Source organism: Winslowiella arboricola (assembly GCF_025527015.1).
Taxonomy (GTDB): Bacteria; Pseudomonadota; Gammaproteobacteria; order Enterobacterales; family Enterobacteriaceae; genus Erwinia; species Erwinia arboricola.
Genome location: NZ_JAODIM010000035.1, coordinates 1 through 22773, shown reverse-complemented (window position 1 = coordinate 22773; position 22773 = coordinate 1). Strand labels below are relative to the sequence as shown.

At 54.0% G+C, this 22773-nt stretch carries 17 protein-coding genes and 1 riboswitch; of the genes, 12 read left to right on the top strand and 5 right to left on the bottom strand.

Annotated features, from left to right (window positions below):
* Positions 1-258 precede the first annotated feature (258 nt).
* The 3 genes from metB to metF all read left to right on the top strand — a co-directional run bounded on the left by metB (position 259) and on the right by metF (position 4994).
* Positions 259-1419 carry a cystathionine gamma-synthase gene (metB, locus tag N5923_RS03225; protein ID WP_267142900.1) on the top strand — a complete coding sequence of 387 codons (1161 nt, stop codon included), beginning with the start codon at positions 259-261 and terminating at the stop codon, positions 1417-1419.
* Positions 1420-1421: 2 nt separating this feature from the next.
* Positions 1422-3857 (top strand): bifunctional aspartate kinase/homoserine dehydrogenase II, encoded by a 2436-nt coding sequence (locus N5923_RS03220; protein ID WP_267142901.1) that lies wholly within the window; start codon positions 1422-1424, stop codon positions 3855-3857.
* Positions 3858-4097: 240 nt separating this feature from the next.
* Positions 4098-4994, top strand: a complete 897-nt coding sequence (metF, locus tag N5923_RS03215) for a methylenetetrahydrofolate reductase (protein ID WP_267142902.1) — start codon at positions 4098-4100, stop codon at positions 4992-4994.
* Between the two features lie 92 nt (positions 4995-5086).
* On the opposite strand, the gene ppc is transcribed toward metF, so the two are convergent.
* Both ppc and argE read right to left on the bottom strand, forming a co-directional pair.
* Entirely contained in the window at positions 5087-7738 is a 2652-nt protein-coding gene (gene ppc / locus N5923_RS03210) for a phosphoenolpyruvate carboxylase (protein WP_267142903.1), read from the bottom strand.
* Positions 7739-7987: 249 nt separating this feature from the next.
* Positions 7988-9136, bottom strand: coding sequence for an acetylornithine deacetylase (gene argE, locus N5923_RS03205; RefSeq protein ID WP_267142904.1), 1149 nt, complete (start codon positions 9134-9136; stop codon positions 7988-7990).
* A 185-nt stretch (positions 9137-9321) separates the two neighbouring features.
* Between argE and argC the strand changes: the two genes are divergently transcribed.
* The 4 genes from argC (at position 9322) to argH (ending at position 13817) form a co-directional block, all read left to right on the top strand.
* Complete coding sequence (gene argC / locus N5923_RS03200) at positions 9322-10326, top strand: N-acetyl-gamma-glutamyl-phosphate reductase (protein WP_267142905.1); 1005 nt, start codon at positions 9322-9324, stop codon at positions 10324-10326.
* 18 nt (positions 10327-10344) lie between these two features.
* Positions 10345-11121: an acetylglutamate kinase gene (argB, locus tag N5923_RS03195; RefSeq protein ID WP_267142906.1), complete on the top strand. Its 777-nt coding sequence runs from the start codon at positions 10345-10347 to the stop codon at positions 11119-11121.
* 29 nt (positions 11122-11150) lie between these two features.
* On the top strand, positions 11151-12365 hold the full coding sequence (locus N5923_RS03190) for an argininosuccinate synthase (protein ID WP_267142907.1): 1215 nt from the start codon (positions 11151-11153) through the stop codon (positions 12363-12365).
* 78 nt (positions 12366-12443) lie between these two features.
* A complete protein-coding gene (gene argH, locus N5923_RS03185) occupies positions 12444-13817 on the top strand; it encodes an argininosuccinate lyase (protein WP_267142908.1) in 1374 nt (457 codons plus the stop codon).
* 68 nt (positions 13818-13885) lie between these two features.
* Here argH and N5923_RS03180 read toward each other — a convergent pair whose 3' ends face one another.
* Positions 13886-14617, bottom strand: coding sequence for a redoxin family protein (locus tag N5923_RS03180; RefSeq protein ID WP_267142909.1), 732 nt, complete (start codon positions 14615-14617; stop codon positions 13886-13888).
* Between the two features lie 137 nt (positions 14618-14754).
* Between N5923_RS03180 and oxyR the strand changes: the two genes are divergently transcribed.
* Entirely contained in the window at positions 14755-15672 is a 918-nt protein-coding gene (gene oxyR, locus N5923_RS03175) for a DNA-binding transcriptional regulator OxyR (RefSeq protein ID WP_267142910.1), read from the top strand.
* On the opposite strand, the gene sthA is transcribed toward oxyR, so the two are convergent.
* Positions 15655-17055: a Si-specific NAD(P)(+) transhydrogenase gene (sthA, locus tag N5923_RS03170; RefSeq protein ID WP_267142911.1), complete on the bottom strand. Its 1401-nt coding sequence runs from the start codon at positions 17053-17055 to the stop codon at positions 15655-15657. The genes oxyR and sthA overlap by 18 nt on opposite strands.
* A 195-nt stretch (positions 17056-17250) precedes the next feature.
* Between sthA and fabR the strand changes: the two genes are divergently transcribed.
* Positions 17251-17892 (top strand): HTH-type transcriptional repressor FabR, encoded by a 642-nt coding sequence (gene fabR, locus N5923_RS03165; protein ID WP_267142912.1) that lies wholly within the window; start codon positions 17251-17253, stop codon positions 17890-17892.
* Between the two features lie 22 nt (positions 17893-17914).
* The gene (locus N5923_RS03160; protein WP_017800707.1) at positions 17915-18268 is read left to right on the top strand and encodes a YijD family membrane protein; all 354 of its coding nucleotides are present in this window, start codon (positions 17915-17917) and stop codon (positions 18266-18268) included.
* Positions 18269-18304: 36 nt separating this feature from the next.
* Here N5923_RS03160 and trmA read toward each other — a convergent pair whose 3' ends face one another.
* Positions 18305-19405 (bottom strand): tRNA (uridine(54)-C5)-methyltransferase TrmA, encoded by a 1101-nt coding sequence (gene trmA / locus N5923_RS03155; RefSeq protein ID WP_267142913.1) that lies wholly within the window; start codon positions 19403-19405, stop codon positions 18305-18307.
* 123 nt (positions 19406-19528) lie between these two features.
* Positions 19529-19711: riboswitch (cobalamin riboswitch) on the top strand.
* 72 nt (positions 19712-19783) lie between these two features.
* Here trmA and btuB point away from each other — a divergent pair.
* Together btuB and murI are read left to right on the top strand one after the other, a co-directional pair.
* Positions 19784-21655 (top strand): TonB-dependent vitamin B12 receptor BtuB, encoded by a 1872-nt coding sequence (gene btuB, locus N5923_RS03150; RefSeq protein WP_267142914.1) that lies wholly within the window; start codon positions 19784-19786, stop codon positions 21653-21655.
* Positions 21600-22451: a glutamate racemase gene (murI, locus tag N5923_RS03145; protein WP_267142915.1), complete on the top strand. Its 852-nt coding sequence runs from the start codon at positions 21600-21602 to the stop codon at positions 22449-22451. Before btuB ends, murI begins: the two co-directional genes overlap by 56 nt.
* The last annotated feature ends 322 nt before the right edge of the window (positions 22452-22773 follow it).

The following is a 22773-nucleotide window of genomic DNA, read 5'->3' as shown; positions in this document are numbered from 1 at the left end:
GGTTACCTTAATCATTATCATTTAAAAGTGGAGTTGCCGGAAATCGGCTAATTATGCCCGATCTTGCCGCTTCTCACTAATAAATGTCAGCAGGGAGGCGGGTGGGGCAGCCAGGCAATATACCGCGTAATATTAACGGGTATTGTGTCTTTGCTCAATCTATACGCAAAGACATTTAGATGTCCAGATGTATTGACGTCTATTACTATGATGCTATCCTGTCACTCTTCTTTATTTCAGTCAGGAACAGTGAGCACCATGACGCGTAAACAGGCAACTATCGCAGTACGTAGCGGTTTGAATGATGACGAGCAATATGGCTGCGTTGTCCCACCGATTCATCTCTCCAGTACTTATAACTTTACCGACTTCAATCAGCCGCGTGCCCATGACTATTCACGTCGTGGTAACCCGACGCGTGATGTGGTGCAGCGCGCGCTGGCGGAGCTGGAAGGTGGAGCAGGCGCGGTGATGACCAATACCGGCATGTCGGCGATTCATCTGGTGTGTACGGTGTTCCTGAAGCCTGGCGATCTGCTGGTGGCCCCACATGACTGTTATGGCGGCAGCTATCGTCTGTTCGACAGCCTGAGTAAGCGTGGCGCTTATCGCGTTAAGTTTGTCGATCAGAATGACGCGGCGGCATTGCAGGCGGCGCTGGCGGAAAAACCGAAGCTGGTGCTGATTGAAAGCCCAAGCAATCCACTGCTGCGTGTCGTGGATATTGCGGCAATCTGTAAAGCTGCGCGTGAAGCCGGCGCCATCAGCGTGGTGGATAACACTTTCCTTAGTCCGGCGTTGCAAAACCCGCTGGCGCTGGGCGCTGATTTAGTGCTCCACTCCTGTACTAAATACCTTAATGGTCACTCCGATGTGGTTGCTGGTGCGGTAGTGGCGAAAGATGCCGCAACGGCTACCGAACTGGCATGGTGGGCAAATAATATCGGTGTCACCGGCGGTGCGTTCGACAGCTATCTGCTGCTGCGCGGTATGCGCACCCTGGCGCCGCGTATGGCGGCGGCACAACGCAATGCGCTGGCGATTGTTGATTACCTGAAGCAACAACCGTTAGTGAAAAAGTTGTATCATCCTTCACTGCCGGAAAATGTCGGGCATCAGTATGCGGTACGTCAGCAACGTGGCTTTGGCGCGATGCTGAGTTTTGAGCTGGATGGCGATGAACAGAGAATTCGCCGCTTCCTGAAAGCGCTGGAACTGTTTACCCTGGCAGAATCGCTGGGCGGCGTGGAAAGCCTGATTTCCCATACGGCCACCATGACCCATGCGGGCATGTCGGCGGAGGCGCGAGCCGAGGCGGGAATTTCAGAGTCGCTGCTGCGTATTTCTGTTGGCATTGAGGATCACGAAGATTTAATAGCCGATCTGGATAATGCATTCCGGGTTGCGGCCGAGAGGTAATCATGAGTATTTCAGCAGTAGCAGGGACGCACAACACGCGGCAATTGCATAAATTTGGCGGCAGCAGTCTGGCTGATGCCAAATGTTACCAGCGCGTGGCCGGGATTATGGCGGATTACAGTCAGCCGGGCGATCTGATGGTGGTTTCGGCCGCCGGTAGCACCACCAATCAGCTGATTAGCTGGCTGAAACTCAGCCAGAGTGATCGTCTGTCGGCTCATCAGGTGCAACAGACGCTGCGTCGTTATCAAACGGAACTGATTACCGGCCTGCTGCCTGCTGAATTTGCCGAACCGATGGTTGCCGAATTTATTCACGATCTGGAAAAGCTGGCGGCGCTGCTGGATAGCAAAATCACCGATGCGGTGTATGCCGAAGTGGTGGGTCATGGTGAAGTGTGGTCGGCACGGTTGATGGCGGCGGTGCTTAATCAGCGCGATATGGAAGCGGGCTGGCTGGACGCCCGCGATTTTCTGCGTGCCGAACGCGCCGCGCAGCCACAGGTGGATGAGGGTAAATCCTGGCCACTGCTGCAACAACTGATGGCGCAGCATCCGCATAAGCGACTGGTGGTGACCGGTTTTATCTGCCGCAATGAGGCCGGTGAAACCGTACTGCTGGGACGTAATGGTTCCGACTACTCTGCCACGCAAATTGGTGCGCTGGCTGGTGCTTCCCGCGTCACCATCTGGAGTGATGTGGCCGGGGTGTACAGCGCTGATCCGCGTAAAGTAAAAGATGCCTGCCTGCTGCCGTTGCTGCGTCTTGATGAAGCCAGCGAACTGGCGCGTTTAGCGGCGCCGGTACTGCATACCCGCACCCTGCAGCCGGTTTCCGGCAGCGATATCGATCTGCAACTGCGCTGTAGCTATCAGCCCGAGCAGGGTTCCACCCGCATTGAGCGTGTGCTGGCTTCCGGTACCGGCGCACGTATTGTCACCAGTCATGATGATGTCTGCCTGATTGAGTTCCTGGTGCCGCCGTCCCATGATTTCGTCAGTGTGCATAAACAGATCGACCTGCTGCTGAAACGTGCGCAGGTGCGCCCTCTGGCGACCGGTGTGCATCCGGATCGCAACCTGTTGCAGCTGTGCTACACCTCGGAAGTGGTTAACAGTGCGCTGGATATTCTGCAGGATGCCGGTTTGCCGGGTCACCTGCAGCTGCGCGACGGTCTGGCGCTGGTAGCGCTGGTTGGTGCGGGCGTCAGCCGCAATCCACTGCACAGCCACCGTTTCTGGCAGCAGATTAAAGATCAGCCGGTGGAGTTTATCTGGCAGTCGGAAGACAGTATCAGCCTGGTGGCGGTACTGCGCGTCGGCCCGACCGAGCATCTGATTCAGGGTCTGCATCAGTCGCTGTTCCGTGCGGAAAAACGTATCGGTCTGGTGCTGTTCGGCAAAGGCAATATCGGTTCGCGCTGGCTGGAGCTGTTTGCGCGTGAACATGAAATCCTTTCCGCCCGCACCGGTTTTGAATTTGTGCTGACCGGGGTGGTGGACAGCCGCCGCAGCCTGCTGAGCTATGACGGGCTGGATGCCAGCCGGGCGCTGGCATTCTTTGAAGATGAAGCGGTGGAGCAGGATGAAGAGTCGCTGTTTCTGTGGATGCGTGCGCACCCGTTCGACGATTTGGTGGTGCTGGATGTCACCGCCAGCGCGCCATTAGCCGGACAGTATCTTGATTTCGCCAGCCACGGTTTCCATGTGATTAGCGCCAATAAAGTCGCAGGCGCGTCTGACAGCCAGACGTATCGTCAGATCCGCGATGCATTTGCTAAAACCGGCCGTCACTGGCTGTATAACGCCACGGTTGGCGCCGGGTTGCCGGTGAACCATACGGTGCGCGATCTGCGCGAAAGCGGCGACAGCATTCTGGCGATTAGCGGGATTTTCTCCGGCACGCTGTCGTGGCTGTTTTTACAGTTTGATGGCACGGTGCCATTTACCGAGCTGGTGGATCAGGCGTGGCAGCAGGGCTTAACTGAGCCGGATCCGCGCGTGGACCTTTCCGGTCAGGACGTGATGCGTAAGCTGGTGATTCTGGCGCGTGAAGCGGGCTATAACATCGAGCCGGATCAGGTGCGCGTCGAGTCGCTGGTGCCGGCGGGCTGTGAAAGCGAGTCGGTCGATCACTTCTTTGAAAATGGCGAAGCGCTCAACGATCAGATGGTGCAGCGCTTAGAAGCGGCGCAGGAGATGGGGCTGGTATTGCGCTATGTCGCGCGCTTCGATGCCAACGGTAAAGCGCGTGTCGGCGTGGAAGCGGTACGCCCGGAGCATCCGCTGGCGTCACTGCTGCCCTGTGATAACGTCTTTGCCATCGAAAGCCGCTGGTATCGCGATAACCCGCTGGTGATTCGTGGTCCGGGCGCCGGACGTGACGTGACCGCTGGCGCAATTCAGTCAGATATCAATCGCCTGGCGCAACTGCTGTAGTCTGAACGCCGCCCTTAGCCGCTCTGATGCAGGGGCGGCGTTCTCGCCGCCTGTTTGACCTACCCTGTTTCTCTATCCTGAATTTCTTTCACCTTCGGTGAGAATTTGTCACGCATGTTGATCATTTTTTTGTTGACGAGTTAACCAGGATCGTTCATTTTGAGTGTCTGGACGTCTAAACGTATGGATGTTCAACTTACGCCGTCATAATGACATAAAGCGATTGATGAGGTAGCAGTTATGAGTTTCTTTCACGCCAACCAGCGCGAAGCATTAAATCAAAGCCTTGCAGAGATTAATGGCCAGATTAATGTCTCTTTTGAGTTTTTCCCGCCGCGCACCAGTGAAATGGAACAGACTCTGTGGAGCTCTATCGATCGCTTAAGCAGTCTGAAACCAAAATTCGTCTCCGTCACTTACGGCGCTAACTCCGGCGAGCGTGACCGTACCCACAGCATTATCAAAGGGATCAAAGATCGCACCGGCCTCGAAGCTGCACCGCATCTCACCTGTATCGACGCGTCCCGCGATGAACTGCGTACTATCGCGCAGGACTACTGGAACAACGGTATTCGCCATATCGTGGCGCTGCGCGGTGACCTTCCGCCGGGCGGCGGCAAGCCGGAAATGTACGGCGCCGATCTGGTGGCGCTGTTAAAAGAGGTCGGTGACTTTGATATCTCGGTTGCGGCTTACCCGGAAGTGCATCCGGAAGCGAAAAGCGCACAGTCGGATCTGATTAACCTGAAGCGTAAAATTGATGCCGGCGCGAATCGTGCGATTACTCAGTTCTTTTTTGATGTCGAAAGCTATCTGCGTTTTCGTGATCGCTGTGTATCGACCGGTATTGATGTCGAAATCGTTCCGGGCATTCTGCCGGTCTCTAACTTTAAGCAGTTACAGCGTTTTGCCACCATGACCAATGTGCGTGTACCGGGCTGGATGACCGCGATGTTTGAAGGACTGGATAATGATCCTGAGACGCGCAAAATGGTCGGCGCCAATGTAGCGATGGATATGGTGAAGATCCTCAGCCGCGAAGGGGTGAAGGATTTCCATTTCTACACGCTGAACCGCGCGGAAATGAGTTACGCCATTTGTCATACGCTGGGTGTGCGTCCGGCTGCGGCGGTCTGACCGGCTTGGGCGGCGAAAACGCCGCCCCTACAAAGTAATCATAGAATTATGTAGGGGCGGCGTTCTCGCCGCCCGTATGATGTTGAACGAGATTAACCCGTATTACGCATTCCTGCCGCCACACCGGCGATAGTCACCATCAATGCCTGCTCAACGCGAGCATCCGGCTCACCACCACTCTGCTCCTGCTGACGTGAACGATGCAACAGCTCGGCCTGCAACACGTTTAGCGGGTCGGTATACACGTTGCGCAGGGCGATAGATTCCGCAATCCACGGCTGGTCGGCCATCAGATGTGAATCATTGGCGATAGTCAGCACCGCTTTGATATCGGAATCCAGCTGATCACGCAGCTGTTTGCCCAGCGGCCACAGCGAGGTGTCCACCAGACGCTGATCGTAATATTCCGCCAGCCACAGATCCGCTTTCGAGAACACCATCTCCAGCATGCCAAGACGGGTGGAGAAGAACGGCCAGTCACGGCACATGGTTTCCAGCTGATCCTGATGGCCCTGTTCCATCGCTTTCTGCAATGCCGCGCCAGCGCCCAGCCAGGCGGGCAGCATCAGACGGTTCTGCGTCCAGGCGAAGATCCATGGAATGGCGCGCAGTGACTCGACGCCGCCGGTCGGACGACGTTTGGCCGGACGTGAACCGAGCGGTAGTTTGCCCAGTTCCTGCTCCGGCGTCGCCGAACGGAAATAAGGCACAAAGTCAGCGTTTTCGCGCACATAGCCACGGTACATATCGCAGGAGACTTTCGACAGCTGGTCCATAATGCTGCGCCACTCTTTCTTCGGTTCCGGCGGTGGCAGCAGGTTCGCTTCCAGAATCGCGCCGGTATACAGCGAAAGACTGGAAATAGTGATTTCCGGCAGTCCGTACTTAAAGCGGATCATCTCACCCTGTTCGGTGACACGCAGGCCACCTTTCAGGCTGCCCGGCGGTTGTGACAGCAGTGCCGCCTGCGCCGGTGCGCCACCACGGCCGATAGTGCCGCCGCGTCCGTGGAACAGTGTCAGGGCGATACCCGCTTTCTCGCAGGTTTTGATTAATGCGTCCTGCGCCTGATACTGCGCCCAGGAAGCGGCCATCACCCCGGCGTCTTTTGCCGAGTCAGAATAGCCAATCATCACCATCTGTTTGCCCTGGATAAAGCCGCGATACCAGTCAATGCTGAGCAGCTGGCTCATAACATCGTTGGCGTTATTCAGGTCATCAAGGGTTTCAAACAGCGGGGCTACCGGCATGGCGAACGGAATACCGGCTTCTTTTAACAGCAGATGCACCGCCAGCACGTCTGATGGCGTTTTCGCCATCGAGATCACATAGGCGGCAATCGACCCTTTCGGCGCCTGAGCGGCGACGCGACAGGTCTCCAGCACTTCATGAGTATTGGCGCTCGGTTCCCACTGACGTGGCAATAGCGGACGTTTGGAGTTTAGTTCGCGGATCAGGAATGCCTGTTTATCCGCTTCTGACCAGCTTTCGTAATCACCAAGGCCGAGATAACGCGTCACTTCAGCAATGGCTTCCGTATGGCGGGTGCTCTCCTGGCGGATATCAATCCGCACCAGCGGCACGCCGAAGCATTTCACACGACGCATGGTATCCAGCAGCTGGCCGTTGGCGATAATGCCCATGCCGCACGCCTGCAGTGACTGATAACAGGTATAGAGCGGATCCCACAGCTGGTCATTGGAAATCAGCAGATCGGCTGGACGCGGCAGGCGTTCGCCTTTCAGTCGCGCTTCCAGATAAGCCTGGGTATTGCTTAACTGACTGCGCAGATGCTTCATAATTTCACGGTACGGCTCCAGCGCTTCCGGATTGCCGCACAGTTTACGCACTTCAGGCGTACACTCCGACATCGACAGCTCGGAAACCAGCACCGCAATATCGCGCAGGAACAGGTCGGTGGCTTTCCAGCGACTTAATTGCAGCACGTGGCGGGTAATATCGGCGGTGACATTTGGGTTGCCATCACGGTCGCCGCCCATCCACGAGGTAAACTGCACCGGCACAAAGTCGACCGGCAGTTTGTAACCAAAGGAGGCTTCGACCTGCTCATTCAGTTCGCGCAGGAAGTCAGGTACGCCTTCCCACAGGCTGTTTTCCACCACCGCAAAGCCCCATTTGGCTTCATCGACCGGCGATGGACGATATTTACGGATCTCATCAGTATGCCAGGCCTGAGCCACCAGCTGACGCAGGCGGCGCATAATCTGGCCACGGTCGTAATCTGACAGATCGTTATGGTCGAGCTGCTTCAGGCAGGTGTTTACTTCCACCAGTTTATGAATCAGGGTGCGACGGGTGATTTCAGTCGGGTGTGCAGTGAGCACCAGCTCCAGTGACAGCGACTCAATCGCTTCACGGACGGCTTCTTCGCTAAGCTCAGGTTGCTGCTTCAGGCGGTCAAACACCTTCGCCAGCATCTCAGGATTATTTGCGCCTTCACCTTTTGGTGAGATGGTGTGGTACTGCTCGGCGGTGTTAGTCAGATTGAGAAACTGACTGAATGCTCTCGCCACCGGCAGCAATTCATCATTCGACAGGTTTTGCAGCGTATTCAGCAATTCCTGACGATCGGCGTCATTTCCTGCGCGGGATGACTTGGAGAGTTTGCGGATGGTTTCCACCCGGTCGAGGATGTTCTCTCCCAGCGCATCCTTAATCGTATCCCCGAGCAGTTTGCCGAGCATACTGACATTACTTCGCATTGCGGAATATTGTTCGTTCATATGACCCCTGACACCCTTATATTTTTCTGTAACTTTATTTCACCGTCGCCGGTATAACTTCGTCTTTTATCTAGCCATGTAACTATCCATTCGTCAAATGACTTAAACAGGCGCTATCCTGCGGCTAAATGACGGTAATTTATGAAATTTAATTACATCAAGGTGGGATAAGTTATTCTTATCGCTAAACACGGAATAAATCAGGGGTAACTGGCCGGATAGCCAGCCAAATCCCCCTCTTATCACTGTTTAATGGCAAAAGTGCTGCACCACCTGCGCAATCAGTTCACGTGTTGGCTTGATAAAGGCCATATCGATAAATTCGTCGGGCTGATGCGCCTGATTAATCGAGCCCGGACCCAGTACCAGCGTCGGACAGATCTGCTGGATAAACGGCGCTTCGGTACAGTAGTTCACCACTTCAGTTGGCGTTCCCAGCAGTTTTTCAACGACCTGCACCAGCTGATGATCGGGCGGGCATTCGTAGCCGGGGATGGGCGGATGCAGTTCACCGACGGTCAGCCGGCCTGGCCAGCGCTCACTCACCGGCGCCAGCGCTTCATTCAGCAGACCATCAAGATCGCTGAGCGTCAGTCCCGGCAGCGGACGAATATCCATATGCAACTCACAGCAGGCGCAAATGCGGTTTGCCGCGTCGCCACCGTGGATATGACCAAAGTTCATCGTTGGATAAGGAATGGCAAAGCCGTCGTGGTGATAGCGCTCTTTCAGCGTATTACGCAGATTCATCAGATGACCAATACTCTCGTGCATCAGCTCGATAGCGTTAACGCCGCGGCCCGGATCGCTGGAGTGACCAGATTGCCCCTCTATACGAATTGCCTGCGACAGATGGCCTTTATGGGCGCGCACCGGCTTCAGTGATGTTGGCTCGCCGATAATCGCGCAGTCAGGGCGCAGAGTGGTGGACTGGGCGAAATAGCTGGCGCCCGCCATGGTGGTCTCTTCATCCGCGGTGGCGAGGATATACAGCGGTTTTTCCAGCGTGGAAATATCCACATCGCGCAGCGCATCAAGAATAAAAGCAAAGAAGCCTTTCATATCGGCGGTGCCCAGACCGTACAGCTTGTTCTCGTGTTCGGTCAGGGTAAAAGGGTCACGGGTCCAGCGGCCATCATCATAGGGTACGGTGTCGCTGTGACCGGCTAATAACAGACCACCAGCGCCGAGTCCGCTCTTCGCCAGCATATTAAATTTATGGCGTGTTCCTGGCACCGGTTGTACTTCAACACTGAAGCCAAGGTCGCGAAACCAACCGGCCAGCAAATTGATTAAAGTTTCATTACTCTGATCGAGCGCGCTGTCGGTGGCGCTGATTGACGGTATAGCGATCAACTGGCGGTAGAGTTCAATAAAAGGGGGTAATTTTGTCTTCACTGTTGACAGTCCTTGAGTTAGGATAGTATCAATATTCATGCAGTAATAGTGAATAAAAATACATTATCGCCAGGCTTAAGGGAACGGTTAATTGGTTCCTGAATAAAAAAACGCCTGACTTCGTCGGTGAGGAGCCAGCAGGCTGCAACCCGGAATTTTGTGACTGTAAGAAGGTATACAGCCTGATGTTGAATACGCTGATTGTAGGCGCCAGCGGATACGCTGGTGTAGAGCTCGCGACCTTTCTGAATCGCCATCCGCATATGAACATAACCGCTTTAGCAGTTTCAGCGCAAAGTCCGGATGCAGGAAAGTTACTTTCCGATCTTCACCCGCAGCTGAAAGGGGTGATCGATCTGCCCTTGCAGCCGCTGAGTGATCCTGCCGAATACGCGGATAAAGTGGATGTGGTGTTCCTCGCCACCGCCCACGAAGTCAGCCACGATCTGGCGCCAGAATTCCTGAAAGCGGGCTGCGTGGTGTTTGATCTCTCGGGCGCTTTCCGCGTCAACGACGAAAACTTCTTTACCGAATATTACGGCTTCAGCCATCAGCACCAGCAGTGGCTGGATAAAGCGGTGTATGGTCTGGCGGAGTGGCAGCACGACAAAATTAAAGAAGCACAGCTGATTGCGGTGCCGGGTTGTTATCCGACCGCCGCGCAGCTGGCGCTGAAGCCGCTGGTCTCCGCCGATCTGCTGAATAACGCGCAGTGGCCGGTGATTAACGCCACCAGTGGTGTTAGCGGCGCGGGTCGTAAGGCCAGCATGAATACCAGCTTCTGCGAAGTCAGCCTGAAAGCGTACAACCTGTTTGCCCATCGTCATCAGCCAGAAATCGCGGCACACCTTGGCGTACCGGTGATTTTTAACCCGCATCTTGGCAACTTCCCGCGTGGCATTCTGGAAACCATCACCTGTCGGGTGAAGGCGGGGGTGACGCGTGAAGATGTGGCGCAGGCGTTCCAGAACGCCTATCACGATAAACCGCTGGTGCGTGTCTATCCGCAGGGCGTACCGGAGCTGAAAGCGGTAGTGGGCCTGCCGTTCTGCGATATCGGTTTTGCTATCCAGGGTGAGCATTTGATCATCGTGGCGGTGGAAGATAATCTGCTGAAAGGCGCTTCGTCGCAGGCGATTCAGTGTTTAAATATTCGTTTCGGCTTCCCTGAAACGCAGTCACTTATTTAACAGGCGAGTTTGAACACCATGACTAATCCATTAATTATCAAACTGGGCGGCGTGTTGTTAGACAGCGAAGAGGCGCTGGCGCGTCTGTTTGATGCGCTGGTGACTTACCGTGAATCGCATCAGCGTCCGCTGCTGATCGTGCACGGCGGCGGCTGCCTGGTTGACGAACTGATGAAGAAGCTGGCGCTGCCGGTGGAGAAGAAGAACGGCCTGCGTGTTACCCCGGCGGATCAGATTGATATTATCACTGGCGCGCTGGCGGGTACCGCTAACAAAACGCTGCTGGCGTGGGCAAAAAAATATGCTATCAATGCTGTTGGCCTGTGTCTCGGTGACGGTAGCAGCGTAAATGTGACGCAGCTGGATGAAGCGCTGGGCCACGTCGGCAATGCCACGCCGGGTTCACCGGTGTTGATTAACTCCCTGCTGGCGGGTGGTTTTCTGCCGGTGATCAGCTCAATTGGCATCACCGCAGAAGGCGAGCTGATGAACGTCAACGCTGACCAGGCGGCTACCGCGCTGGCAGCCACGCTTGGCGCCGATCTGATTCTGCTGTCCGATGTCAGCGGTATTCTGGATGGCAAAGGTCAGCGCATCGAAGAGATGACGGCGGCAAAAGCCGAGCAGCTGATCGCGCAGGGCATTATTACCGATGGCATGATTGTGAAAGTGAACGCCGCTCTGGATGCCGCCCGTACGCTGGGCCGTCCGGTTGACATTGCCAGCTGGCGCAATGCGGAACAACTGCCAACTTTATTTAACGGTGTGTCCATTGGCACCCGGATTCTCGCATAACGAAACGCTTTAAATTCAAGGATTAAAAGATGCAAAACCAAGGCATTAAAAAAATCGTTCTGGCTTACTCCGGTGGTTTGGATACCTCAGCAATTATTCCATGGCTGAAAGAGAATTACGGTGGCTGTGAAGTGGTTGCCTTTGTGGCGGATATCGGTCAGGAGCGTGGCGATCTGGAAGGCGTTGAGCAGAAAGCGCTGCAGTCAGGCGCTTCTGAGTGTCACGTGGTGGATCTGCGTGAAGAGTTTATCCGTGATTACGTCTATCCGGTGCTGCAAACGGGCGCCCTGTACGAAGGCACTTATCTGCTGGGTACCTCGATGGCGCGTCCAATCATTGCCAAAGCACAGGTTGAGCTGGCGCTGAAAGTGGGTGCGGATGCCCTGTGCCACGGTGCGACCGGTAAAGGTAACGACCAGGTACGTTTCGAAACTACCTATACCGCGCTGGCGCCACAGCTGAAAGTGGTTGCGCCATGGCGTGAGTGGAACCTGCGTTCCCGTGAAGCGCTGCTGGATTATCTGAAAGAGCGTAATATTCCGACTACCGCGTCACTGGAAAAAATCTACAGCCGTGACGAGAACGCCTGGCATATCTCTACCGAAGGCGGTGTGCTGGAAAACCCGTGGAATGCACCGAACAAAGATTGCTGGGTGTGGACCGTGGATCCGCTGGAAGCGCCGGATCAGCCAGAGCAGGTAACGGTTTCGGTGGAAAAAGGGCGTGTGGTTGCGGTTAACGGCGAAGCACTGAGCCCGTTCGGCTGTCTGGATAAGCTGAATGCTATCGGCGCGAAACATGGTGTCGGTCGTATCGATATCGTGGAAAACCGTCTGGTAGGCATCAAGTCTCGCGGCTGCTACGAAACCCCGGGCGGCACCATTATGGTTAATGCGCTGCGCGCCGTTGAGCAGCTGGTGCTGGATCGCGACAGCTTCAAATGGCGTGAGCAGCTGGGCCATGAGATGTCTTACGTGGTGTATGACGGACGCTGGTTCGCACCGCTGCGCAAATCTCTGCAGGCTTCCGCTGAAGCGCTGGCAGAAGAAGTGAATGGCGAAGTAGTACTGCAACTGTATAAAGGCCAGGTCACGGCGATTCAGAAAAAATCACCTGACAGCCTGTACTCTGAAGAGTTTGCTACCTTCGGCGAAGACGAAGTGTATGACCATCGTCATGCTGGCGGCTTTATCCGTCTGTTCTCGCTCTCTTCACGTATTCGCGCGCTGAACGAAAAGAAATAATATCCCGACCTGTAGGGGCGGCGTTCTCGCCGCCCGTTTTAATGGCATCACCTATTTATTATCAAACGGAGCACTAACATGGCACTTTGGGGTGGACGGTTTACTCAGGCAGCAGATCAACGTTTCAAGCTTTTTAACGACTCGCTGCGCTTTGACTATCGTCTGGCAGAGCAGGATATTGTTGGTTCCGTCGCCTGGTCCAAAGCGCTGGTAACGGTTAACGTGCTGACCGCAGAAGAACAGCAGCAGTTAGAAGCCGCATTAAGCGTATTGCTGGAAGAAGTGCGTGCCAATCCGCAGCAGATTCTGGAAAGCGATGCCGAAGATATTCACAGCTGGGTGGAAGGGCGTCTGATCGACAAAGTCGGCGCGCTGGGTAAAAAACTCCACACTGGCCGTAGCCGTAACGATCAGGTCGCTACCGATCTGAAACTCTGGTGTAAAGAGCAGGTCAGCGAACTGCTGACTGCCACCCGCCAGCTGCAGCAGGCGCTGGTCGCCACTGCCGAAGCCAATCAGGACGCGGTGATGCCGGGCTACACCCATTTGCAGCGCGCGCAGCCGGTGACCTTTGCTCACTGGTGTCTGGCTTACGTCGAGATGCTGGCGCGTGATGAGAGCCGTTTGCAGGATACCCTGAAACGTCTGGATGTCAGCCCGCTGGGTTGCGGTGCGCTGGCCGGTACCGCCTATGCCATTGACCGCGAGCAACTGGCTGGCTGGTTAGGCTTTGCTTCCGCCACCCGTAACAGCCTTGATACCGTCTCCGACCGCGATCATGTCTTAGAACTGTTGTCGGATGCCTCGATCGGTATGGTGCATCTGTCACGTTTCGCTGAAGACCTGATTTTCTTTAACACCGGTGAAGCAGGCTTTGTTGAGCTGTCAGATCGCGTTACTTCCGGCTCTTCACTGATGCCGCAGAAGAAAAACCCGGATGCGCTGGAACTGATTCGTGGCAAATGTGGCCGTGTACAGGGCGCACTGACCGGTATGATGATGACGCTGAAAGGCCTGCCGCTGGCGTATAACAAAGATATGCAGGAAGACAAGGAAGGGCTATTTGATGCGCTCGATACCTGGTCCGACTGTTTGCATATGGCGGCGCTGGTGCTGGATGGTATTCAGGTGAAACGTCCGCGTTGTAAAGAAGCGGCCGAACAGGGTTATGCCAATGCGACTGAGCTGGCGGATTACCTGGTGGCTAAAGGTATTCCGTTCCGCGAAGCACATCATATTGTTGGTGAAGCGGTAGTTGAAGCAATTAATCAGGGTGTGGCGCTCGAAGCGCTGTCGCTGGCCGATCTGCAGAAATTTAACAGTGTGATTGGCGATGACGTTTATCCATTCCTCGCCTTGCAGTCATGTTTAGATCAGCGTAAAGCCAAAGGCGGTGTTTCACCGCAGCAGGTTGCGCTGGCGATTAGCGAAGCGAAACAGCGTTTGAATTAATTCAGCGGGCGGCGAGAACGCCGCCCCTACGGAACATTTGTAGGGGAGCCGTTTTCGGCTCCCTGTTTTTATGCCGCAAAAAACTTTTCCAGATCGTCGCTGCCACCAATATGGCGGCCGCCGATAAACACCTGTGGTACAGTCGCACGGCCGGTGACGGCGCGCAGGCTGACAGTGGTGGCATCCTGGCCCAGCACAATTTCTTCGTACTGAATACCGCGATCCAGCAGCATCTGTTTAGCTTTGGTGCAGAACGGACAGCCCGGCTTGGTAAACAGTGATACCGATTCCTGCACTTTAAATTCAGGCGCCAGATAGCGCAGCAGGGTATCGGCATCTGACACTTCAAACGGGTCGCCCGGCTTGTTTGGTTCCACAAACATCTTCTCTACCACACCGTTACGCACCAGCATCGAATAACGCCATGAGCGTGGACCAAAGCCGAGGTCAGCTTTCTCAACCAGCATCTCCATGCCGCGGGTAAAGTCGCCGTTACCGTCCGGGATAAAGGTGATGTTATCGGCGTGCTGATCGGCTTTCCATGCGTTCATCACAAAGGTGTCATTAACCGAGACGCAAAGAATGCTGTCAACGCCATGCTGAGCAAACACCGTGGCCAGTTCGTTGTAACGCGGCAGGTGGCTTGATGAGCAGGTTGGCGTAAAGGCGCCTGGCAGAGAAAAAACAATTACGGTTTTATCTTTAAACAGCTCATCAGTTGTAATGTCGACCCAGCGATCGCCCTGACGCGTATGAAAAGTGACTTGCGGGATGGACTTACCTTCCTGACTAGCAAACATAAAATACCTCAAAAATGAAATGGATAAATCGGGTCGTTGCCGAATGTTGGACATTATTGCTATATCAGCTTGATAGGGATAATCGTTGATTGCTATCCTATCTATCGCCACGGACTATCGTGGCTCGGAGGGTAATAATGAATATTCGTGATCTTGAATATCTGGTGGCGTTAGCCGAGCATCGTCACTTTCGACGTGCTGCTGATTCCTGCCATGTCAGTCAGCCCACGCTGAGCGGACAAATTCGTAAACTGGAAGATGAATTAGGCGTGATGCTGCTGGAGCGCACCAGCCGTAAGGTTCTGTTCACGCAGGCGGGTTTGCTGCTGGTGGATCAGGCGCGTACCGTGTTACGTGAAGTTAAAGTGCTGAAAGAGATGGCAAGCCAGCAGGGCGAAGCGATGTCCGGGCCGCTGCATATTGGTCTGATCCCGACAGTGGGCCCTTATCTGTTGCCGCAAATTGTGCCGATGCTGCATCAGGGCTTTCCGAAGCTGGAGATGTATCTGCATGAGGCGCAGACCCAGCAGCTGCTGGCGCAACTGGACAGCGGTAAGCTGGACTGTGCGATTTTAGCGCTGGTGAAAGAGAGCGAAGCCTTTATCGAGGTACCGCTGTTCGACGAGCCAATGAAGCTGGCGATCTATGCCGATCACCCGTGGCACGATCGCGATCGTGTCGCAATGTCTGAGCTGGCAGGTGAAAAACTGCTGATGCTGGAAGATGGTCACTGTCTGCGCGATCAGGCGATGGGCTTCTGTTTCCAGGCCGGTGCTGATGAAGATACCCACTTCCGCGCCACCAGTTTAGAAACCCTGCGTAATATGGTGGCAGCGGGCAGCGGCATCACCCTGCTACCGTCACTGGCGGTGCCTAACGAGCGCATCCGTGATGGCGTCTGCTATCTCTCCTGCTACAAGCCGGAGCCGCAGCGTACTATCGCGCTGGTCTATCGTCCTGGTTCACCCCTGCGCAACCGTTATGAACAGCTGGCAGAGGCGATTCGCACCCATATGCAGAGCTATATGGGCAGTAGCTTAAAACAGGCGGTTTAAGCCGTTCAGCGCTGCAACCCGATAGGCTTCCGCCATCGTCGGATAGTTAAAGGTGGTATTCACGAAGTATTCCAGCGTGTTGCCACCGTTTTTCTGCTCCATAATCGCCTGGCCGATATGAATAATCTCGGCAGCGCGCTCACCAAAACAGTGGATCCCTAAAATCTCTTTGGTTTCGCGGTGGAACAGAATTTTCAGGCTGCCGACGTTCATGCCGACAATCTGCGCCCGCGCCAGATGCTTAAACTGCGCACGACCTACTTCGTATGGCACTTTCATTGCCGTCAGCTGCTGTTCGGTTTTACCGACCGAGCTGATTTCCGGAATGGTGTAGATGCCGGTCGGGATATCTTCAATCAGATGCGCGCTCGCTTCGCCTTTAATAATCGCCTGCGCGGCAATACGTCCCTGATCATAAGCCGCGGACGCCAGGCTTGGATAACCGATCACATCGCCCACCGCGTAAATATGCGGCTGTGCGGTCTGATACATGCTGTTGACCTTCAGCAGGCCACGGCTGTCCGCTTCCAGACCGACGTTTTCCAGCGTCAGTGAATCGGTGTTACCGGTACGGCCATTGGCATATAGCAGGCAATCGGCTTTCACTTTCTTACCGGATTTCAGATGGACAATCACGCCATCCTGCACCCCTTCGATCTTCTCAAACTCTTCGTTATGACGAATCACCACGCCGCTGTTCCAGAAGTGGTAAGAGAGTGAGTCGGACATTTCCTGATCGAGGAACGCCAGCAGACGATCGCGGGTGTTAATCAGATCGACTTTGACATTCAGCCCACGAAAGATCGAAGCGTATTCACAACCGATCACCCCGGCACCATAAATGATCACATGGCCCGGTTCGTGGTGCAGGTTAAGGATCGAGTCGGAGTCATAGATGCGCGGGTGAGTAAAATCGACATCGGTTGGATGATAAGGGCGCGAGCCGCAGGCGATAACAAATTTGCCGGCGGTCAGGCGATCTTTGGTGCCGTCGGGAAAATCAATTTCAATCGTGTTTGCATCGATAAAATGGGCGTCGCCCTGAAACATTTCACAATGATTACGCTCATAGAAACCCTGACGCATTCTGGTTTGCTGGCTGATAACGTTTTCGGTGTGATTAAGAATGTCAGCAAACGAAGATCGCATATGGACGCTGTGATCGCTGTAGAGCGGGTTCTGATTAAACTCGATAATACGGCTGACCGCATGGCGCAGGGCTTTTGACGGAATGGTTCCCCAGTGAGTACAGCCACCACCGATATTATGGTAGCGCTCGATCACCGCGATACGGGCTCCCTGTTTAACCAGGCCCATCGCGGCACCTTCACCGCCAGGACCGGAGCCAATAACAATGGCATCGTAATCGTAAGACTGTTGCATACCGATACGTCCTATATTTTATCTACATTTTTACAACGAGATTCTAACATCTCACCGCTTACATCCCAATCGGATCACTCATTTTTGCCGCGAATTGCCAAAGTAAAGAGGTTAACAGGCGTTCACAAAGTTGATCGGACTGTACGCTGAAAAGTTTGCTATAGTTCCGCTTCGGCAGGTCAAACAGGCAGAAACATGGGCGTCAGAGCACAACAAAAAGAACGTACACGACGTTCGCTGATTGAAGCGGCATTCAGTCAATTGAGTGCTGAAAGAAGTTTTGCCAGTCTCAGCCTGCGTGAAGTTGCACGTGAAGCCGGTATTGCGCCGACTTCATTTTATCGTCACTTTCGTGATGTAGATGAATTAGGGTTGACGATGGTCGATGAAAGCGGCCTGATGTTACGCCAGCTGATGCGCCAGGCGCGTCAGCGTATCGCTAAAGGCGGCAGCGTGATCCGCACTTCGGTCGCCACCTTTATGGAGTTCATTGGCAACAACCCTAATGCCTTCCGGCTATTGTTACGTGAGCGTTCCGGCACTTCTGCCGCGTTTCGTGCGGCGGTAGCGCGTGAAATCCAGCACTTTATCGCTGAACTGGCCGATTACCTTGAGCTGGAAAACCGTATGCCGCGCAGCTTTACCGAAGCGCAGGCCGAAGCCATGGTTATCATCGTGTTTAACGCCGGTGCGGAAGCGCTGGATATCGATGCTGACCAGCGCCGTCAGCTGGAAGAGCGGCTGGTTTTACAGCTGCGGATGATCTCGAAAGGGGCCTATTACTGGTATCGCCGTGAGCAAGAGAGGTTGGCGGTAACCCTGGAGTCAAATACTTAAGCGGGTTGATAAGGATAATGACATGACTGAAACCACCCATCGGGACAAAGGCACTTTGGTGCTGGCGTTTATCACTGGCCTGTCGATAAACGGTTCTTTCACCGTGCTGTTTAGTTCTATCGTGCCGTTTTCAATTTTTCCGCTGATTGCGCTGGGCCTTGCCGCCTGGTGTTTGCATCAGCGCTATCTCAACCGGGCGATGCCCGATGGCATGCCTTCGCTGGCTGCGGCTTTTTTCCTGCTGGGTATTTTGCTGTATAGCGCGATTGTACGCGCGGAGCATCCGGATATCGGATCGAACTTTGTGCCGACTATTTTGATGGTGGCGCTGGTTTTCTGGATTGGCTTACGGATAAAGGCGCGGAAAAACGGTTAAAGGTGAAAACGGCGAACCCGATTCGCCGTTTTTGCTTTAGCTGCGGGTCAGCAACACACCGCACTCCATATGGTGGGTATAAGGGAACTGGTCAAACAGCGCCAGCCTGGTCACCTGATGGGTTTGCGCCAGTGTTTGCAGGTTTTCGCTTAAGGTCTCCGGATTACAGGAGATATAGAGGATCTGTGGATAAGCCTGCACCATCTTCACCGTTTCGGCATCCAGACCGCTGCGCGGTGGATCGACGAAAATGGTCTCACACTGATAGCTGCTGAGATCGATGCCCTGCAGACGGTTAAATTCGCGTTCACCATTCATCGCCTGGGTGAACTCTTCGGCCGACATACGGATAATCTGTACGTTATCGATCTGGTTAACGGCGATATTGTATTGCGCTGACGCCACCGACGGTTTGGCGATCTCCGTTGCCAGCACTTTGCGGAAATTGCGTGCCAGCGCCAGTGAGAAGTTGCCATTGCCGCAGTACAGCTCCAGCAAGTCCCCTTGTGACTCTTTCGTCACATCCAGCGCCCACTCCAGCATCTGAATATTCATCGCCGCATTCGGCTGAGTAAAACTATTTTCGACCTGACGATAAATCAGTTCGCGACCCGCGACCGGCAAACGCTCATCAACAAAGTCCTGGTCGAGACAGATTTTGGTTTTGGTGGCGCGGCCAATCAGATGCAGATTGATGCCCTGTGCGCGCAGAGCATCACGCAGCTGCGCCGCTTCCTGCTGCCACTCATCATCCAGCGCACGGTGATACAGCAGCGAGACGACGATTTGATCGCTCATGGTCGAGAGATAATCGATCTGAAACAGTTTACGGCGTAATACGCGATTATCACGAATCGCCTCGATTAATAGCGGCATCAGGCGGTTAATCAGCTGGCTCGCCGCCGCGAAACTGTCGACGCGAATGCGCTGGCGCGTCTGCTGATCAAACATAATATGATAGATGTCGTCGCCGTCATGCCACAGGCGGAACTCCGCACGCATGCGGTAATGACTTACCGGCGAACGAAATACCTCAACCTCAGGCGCGGCAAATGGCGACATCATCCCCTGCAAACGGGTGACTTTTTCCGCCAGTTGGGCGTCATAATTTTCGATGGGTAGTTGTTCGGGCGTCATATGCGTTCCTGATTGAATGTCTGACTTGCCGGGCGATTGTAGGGATTCGATCGTCGATGTCCAGTATTGTCGCGAAAAGCGTTATTTTAGCACTCTGGAAGTCTGGACTTCCATTACCCTTAAACGTAGTATGCGTTTTCCGGCCTCCTGAGAGTTAAAAGGGAATCCAGTGTAAATCTGGAGCTGACGCGCAGCGGTAAGGATTGTCGTGGCGATTGCGGATGCAGACACTGTCTTAATGATGGGAAGTCTTTGCCACTATAAACGACACCAAGCCCGAAGACCTGCCGGGGTACGTCGCACTTCGTACGATTATCGCGTGCTATCGATCGTATGCCTGCGGCATCCTGCTACATATGTTTGGATGCTTAAATTCAAATGATGAAAACAAAAACTTCGCTGCTGGCGTTTAGCGTCACGGCTATTTCTCTCTGGGCGCAACACGGCTTTGCGCAGCAAAACAGTAATGATGAACTGGTAGTAACCGCCAACCGCTTTGCGCAGCCTGTCTCCTCGGTGCTGGCATCGACAACGGTCGTCACTAAAGAAGAGATCGATCGCTGGCAGTCAAAAAACCTGGTGGAAGTGATGCGTCGCTTACCGGGCGTAGATATTGCGCAGAGTGGCGGTATTGGTCAGAGCGCCTCTATGTATATCCGTGGCTCTGAAGCGCGTCATACGCTGGTGCTGGTCGATGGTATTCCGCTGGCCAAACCGGGGATTTCCGGTGTGGCGGATTTCAACCAAATTCCAATTTCGCTGGTGCAGCGTATTGAGTTTATTCGTGGGCCGCGCTCTGCGGTCTATGGCGCCGATGCCATTGGCGGGGTAATCAATGTTATTACTCAATCCGATGAAGATAAAAACAACCTGACTGTCGGCGCCGGTTCAGATCACTATCAGGAATACAGTGGTAGCCTGAATCAACATATTACTGACAGCACGCGCGTTACTGTTGCAGGTTCTTATCAGGATACGAAGGGCTTTGACGTCAACTCGACCTCAACGGCGCCGATTGATAATGATCGCGACGGCTGGCGCAATAAAGCCTTCTGGGCGGGTGTTGAACACCAGTTTAATCAGCAGTTCAGTGGTTTCTTCCGCGGTTATGGTTATGGTGCTAACTCTGATTATGATGGCTTTGGCGGTACCGATGAGCAGCAGATTGATAATCATACCTTTGATACCGGTTTGCGCTTTACCCAGGGAGATTATGCTTCCCAGCTGGTTGCCAGCTATCAGAAATACAGTTATCTGAACTATGTCAGTACCGAAGGGCGTTACAGTGATAACCATACGCTTGACGATATGGATCAGCGCAACCTGCAGTGGGGTAATACCTGGCGTGTAGGCCATGGCATGATCAGTGCCGGGCTGGACTGGCAGCAGCAAAAGCTTACCTCTAATGGGTTCAGCTATGACACCTTTGCGCGGGCGACCGATAACTATAAACGAGACAATACTGGCGCGTATCTGACAGCACAGCAACAGTTTGGCACCGTGACGCTGGAAGGCTCAATGCGTGGTGATGACAATGAACAGTTTGGTCGTCATGGCACCTGGCAGACAGCAGCAGGCTGGCAGTTTTTACCAGATTATCGTGTCTCACTCTCTTACGGTACCGGATTCCAGGCACCTACGCTGGGGCAACTGTATGGGCAGAAGAGTTTTAGCATCAACTCTAATGAGAACCTCAAACCTGAAGAGTCTAAGCAGTGGGAAGCGGCGCTGGAAGGTTTGACTGGCCCATTAAGCTGGCGCTTAGCGGCTTATCATAATCAGATCGATAACCTTATCGATTACAGTTACGACTCTGCCACCTTTAAAGGTACTTACTATAATGTGAGTGCTGCAACGCTGAAGGGGATTGAGTGGACCGGCGAGCTGGATACGGGGATTCTCCATCATCAGGTCACCCTTGGCTATCTTGATGCCCGTAACGATGCCGATAACCGCGAACTGGGGCGTCGTTCAAAGCAGCAGGCCAAGTATCAACTGGGCTGGACTATGTATGACGTTGATGTCGACATGATTTATCAGTACTTCTCTAAGCGTTTTGACAACAGCACCAGCGCGGCGCAACGTTTGCCGAGTTACAGCACGGTAGATCTCGCCGTTTCGTATCCGGTCACATCTCAGTTCACCGTTCGTGGTAGAATTGCCAACCTGTTCGATAAAGATTACGAGACAGCGTATGGCTATCCAACTGCAGGACGCGAATACTTCGTTAACGGCAGCTACACCTTCTGAATTAAGACCCACCGTGCTGGTATTTGATTCCGGCGTCGGTGGGCTCTCCGTCTATCAGGAGATGCGGCAACTGCTGCCGGATCTCCACTATCTGTATGCCTTCGATAATGTCGCTTTCCCTTATGGTGAGAAAAGCGAAGAGTTTATTGTTGAGCGCGTCGTCGACATTGTTACCGCTATTACCCGCGACACACCGCTGTCGCTGGTGGTGATTGCCTGCAATTCCGCCAGCACTGTTACTTTGCCGGCATTGCGTGCGCGCTTTGCTTTTCCGGTGGTCGGTGTGGTGCCAGCGATTAAGCCGGCGGCACGTTTAACCCGTAACGGCAGCGTCGGTTTGCTGGCCACCCGTGGCACAGTGCGCCGTCCTTATACCCATGAACTGGTGGCCCGTTTTGCCGGTGAGTGCAAGATTGAAATGCTGGGGTCAGCGGAGCTGGTGGAACTGGCTGAGGCGAAGCTGCAGGGTAAAGCGGTGCCATTAGATGAGATCAGACGTATTCTGCAGCCATGGCTGCGCATGTCTGAACCGCCTGATACCGTGGTGCTCGGCTGTACCCACTTTCCGCTGTTAAGTGAAGAGTTGCAGCAAGTATTACCGGAAGGCACGCGTTTGGTGGATTCAGGCGCGGCAATAGCACGTCGTACAGCGTGGTTACTGGAGCATGAGTCGCCAGTTGCGCTTTCCGCCGAGGGTAATACCGCTTATTGCATGGCTTTTACGGAAGAAACCGCGCAATTAATGCCCGTTTTACAACGTTATGGCTTTGAAAAGCTCGAAAAACTGACGTTTTGAGTAAAAAAACATCACTCAGAAAGTTTTTTGCAATTAGCACTTGTTACTCGTCAGGAACTCCCTATAATGCGCCTCCACTGACACGGAACAACGGCTTACACAGCGCGGTGTCAGGAAGAGAAAAAGTGATTAATTCCTTGACTCTTCAGCGGGAAGGCGTAATATACGCAGCCCGCGCCGCAGAAGATTGTGGCGCTGCTCTTTAACAATTTATCAGACAATCTGTGTGGGCACTCGCAGGGTTGATATCGCAAACCATCTCCGGATGGAAAAAATTTGAAATATCAAGTCTCAAGAGTGACTACTATATTCATTACGAATA

Coding starts and splice junctions, on each gene's coding strand:
- N5923_RS03160 (WP_017800707.1), top strand. CDS start 17,915: ATGACTGAAACCACCCATCGGGACAAAGGCACTTTGGTGCTGGCGTTT.
- ppc (WP_267142903.1), bottom strand. CDS start 7,738: ATGAACGAACAATATTCCGCAATGCGAAGTAATGTCAGTATGCTCGGC.
- fabR (WP_267142912.1), top strand. CDS start 17,251: ATGGGCGTCAGAGCACAACAAAAAGAACGTACACGACGTTCGCTGATT.
- sthA (WP_267142911.1), bottom strand. CDS start 17,055: ATGCAACAGTCTTACGATTACGATGCCATTGTTATTGGCTCCGGTCCT.
- N5923_RS03180 (WP_267142909.1), bottom strand. CDS start 14,617: ATGTTTGCTAGTCAGGAAGGTAAGTCCATCCCGCAAGTCACTTTTCAT.
- N5923_RS03220 (WP_267142901.1), top strand. CDS start 1,422: ATGAGTATTTCAGCAGTAGCAGGGACGCACAACACGCGGCAATTGCAT.
- metF (WP_267142902.1), top strand. CDS start 4,098: ATGAGTTTCTTTCACGCCAACCAGCGCGAAGCATTAAATCAAAGCCTT.
- oxyR (WP_267142910.1), top strand. CDS start 14,755: ATGAATATTCGTGATCTTGAATATCTGGTGGCGTTAGCCGAGCATCGT.
- argH (WP_267142908.1), top strand. CDS start 12,444: ATGGCACTTTGGGGTGGACGGTTTACTCAGGCAGCAGATCAACGTTTC.
- argB (WP_267142906.1), top strand. CDS start 10,345: ATGACTAATCCATTAATTATCAAACTGGGCGGCGTGTTGTTAGACAGC.
- murI (WP_267142915.1), top strand. CDS start 21,600: ATGGCTATCCAACTGCAGGACGCGAATACTTCGTTAACGGCAGCTACA.
- trmA (WP_267142913.1), bottom strand. CDS start 19,405: ATGACGCCCGAACAACTACCCATCGAAAATTATGACGCCCAACTGGCG.
- metB (WP_267142900.1), top strand. CDS start 259: ATGACGCGTAAACAGGCAACTATCGCAGTACGTAGCGGTTTGAATGAT.
- argC (WP_267142905.1), top strand. CDS start 9,322: ATGTTGAATACGCTGATTGTAGGCGCCAGCGGATACGCTGGTGTAGAG.
- N5923_RS03190 (WP_267142907.1), top strand. CDS start 11,151: ATGCAAAACCAAGGCATTAAAAAAATCGTTCTGGCTTACTCCGGTGGT.
- btuB (WP_267142914.1), top strand. CDS start 19,784: ATGATGAAAACAAAAACTTCGCTGCTGGCGTTTAGCGTCACGGCTATT.